1 protein-coding gene is annotated in these 2,285 nt (G+C 69.4%); it reads right to left on the reverse strand.

What is annotated here, in order from left to right; all coding sequences use genetic code 11:
- A partial coding sequence (locus ON30_RS25725) for an ATP-dependent Clp protease ATP-binding subunit (RefSeq protein WP_040710963.1) occupies positions 1-2,285 on the reverse strand: 2,285 nt, incomplete at both ends.

Raw genomic sequence — 2,285 nt, forward strand, 5'->3', positions numbered from 1 at the left:
CTGTTCCTCGTCCAGGGCGTGGAACATCACCACGTCGTCGAGGCGGTTGAGGAATTCGGGCTTGAACGCCGAACGCACGGCGTTCATGACGAATTCGGGATCGCCGCCCGCCCCCAGGTTGGAGGTCAGGATGAGGATGGTGTTGCGGAAGTCGACCGTGCGGCCCTGTCCGTCGGTGAGCCTGCCCTCGTCCAGCACCGCCAACAGGATGTCGAAGACGTCGGGGTGGGCCTTCTCGATCTCGTCGAACAGCACCACCGTGTAGGGCCTGCGCCGCACCGCCTCGGTGAGCTGACCGCCCTGGTCGTAGCCGACGTAGCCGGGCGGCGCGCCGACCAGCCTGGCGACGGCGTGCTTCTCGCTGTACTCGCTCATGTCGATGCGGACCATGGCGCGTTCGTCGTCGAACAGGAAGTCCGCCAACGCCTTGGCCAGTTCGGTCTTGCCGACGCCGGTGGGGCCGACGAACAGGAACGAGCCGGTCGGCCGGTTCGGGTCGGCCACGCCCGCGCGGGCGCGGCGCACCGCGTCGGAGACGGCCTGCACGGCCTCGCGCTGTCCGACGACGCGCTTGCCGAGTTCGGCCTCCATGCGCAGCAACTTCTGGGTCTCGCCCTCCATGAGCCTGCCCACGGGGATGCCGGTCCACGCCGAGACCACCTCGGCGATGTCGTCGGGACCCACCTCCTCCTTGAGCATGACCGCGCCGTCGGCGGCTGTCTTGGACAGCCGCTCGGCTTCGGCGAGTTGCTTCTCCAGGGCGGGGATGCGCCCGTAGCGCAGTTCGGCGGCCTTGCCGAGATCACCGTCGCGTTCGGCCCGCTCGGAGGCCCCACGCAGACCTTCCAACTCCTCCTTCAGCACGCGGACCCCGTCGATGGCGTTCTTCTCGTTCTGCCACCGGGTGCTCAGCTGGTTGAGCTTCTCGCGGTCGTCGGCCAGTTCCTGGCGCAACTTCTCCAGCCGCTGCTTGGAGGCCTCGTCGGTCTCCTTGCTCAGCGCGACCTCCTCGATCTCGAGGCGGCGCACCGCGCGTTCGACCTCGTCGATCTCCACCGGGCGCGAATCGATCTCCATGCGCAGCCGGGAGGCGGATTCGTCCACCAGGTCGATGGCCTTGTCGGGCAGGAACCGCGAGGTGATGTAGCGGTCGGACAGCGCCGCGGCGGCGACCAGCGCCGAATCGGTGATCCGCACGCCGTGGTGCACCTCGTAGCGTTCCTTGATGCCGCGCAGGATGCCGACGGTGTCGGCCACCGAGGGCTCCCCGACCAGCACCTGCTGGAAGCGCCGTTCCAGGGCCGCGTCCTTCTCGATGAACTTGCGGTACTCCTCGAGGGTGGTCGCGCCGACCAACCGCAGTTCCCCGCGCGCCAGCATGGGCTTGATCATGTTGCCCGCGTCCATCGCCGATTCGCCGGTCGCGCCCGCGCCGACGATGGTGTGCAGTTCATCGATGAAGGTGATGATCTGACCCGCGCTGTTCTTGATGTCCTCGAGCACGGCCTTGAGCCGCTCCTCGAACTCGCCGCGGTACTTCGCGCCCGCGACCATCGCGCCCAGGTCCAGGGAGACCACGGACTTGCCGCGCAGCGACTCCGGGACGTCACCGGCCACGATGCGCTGGGCCAGACCCTCCACGATGGCGGTCTTGCCGACGCCGGGTTCGCCGATGAGCACCGGGTTGTTCTTGGTGCGGCGGCTGAGCACCTGCACGACGCGACGGATCTCGGTGTCGCGCCCGATGACCGGGTCGAGTTTGCCCTCGCGCGCGGCCGAGGTGAGGTCGGTGGAGTACTTCTCCAACGCCTGGTAGCTGCCCTCGGGATCGGGCGAGGTGACCCGGGCGCTGCCGCGCACCGCGGTGAACGCCTCGCGCAACGCCTCACCGGTGGCCCCGTACTTGCGCAGCAACATGGTGACGTCGGAATCGCCGTCGGCCAGGCCGACGACGACGTGTTCGGTGGAGACGTATTCATCGCCCAACTCGGTGGCCAGGCGCTGGGCCGCGGTGATCGCGGCCAGGGCTTCGCGCCCGAGCTGCGGCGTGGTGGTCGCGCCGGTGGCCCGCGGCAGGCGATCCACGATGTCGCCCGCCTCGCGCCGCACGATGGCCGGATCGGTGCCCACCGCCTCGAGCAGCGGAGCGGCGATGCCGTCGGTCTGATCCAGCAACGCCACCAGCAGATGCGCCGGGCGGATCTCCGGGTTGCCCGCCGCCGAAGCCGCCTGGAGCGCGGCGGTCAGCGCGGCCTGGGTCTTGGTGGTGGGATTGAACGAGTCCA

This window comes from Nocardia takedensis NBRC 100417 (genome assembly GCF_000308695.1).
In the GTDB taxonomy this organism is placed as follows: domain Bacteria; phylum Actinomycetota; class Actinomycetes; order Mycobacteriales; family Mycobacteriaceae; genus Nocardia; species Nocardia takedensis.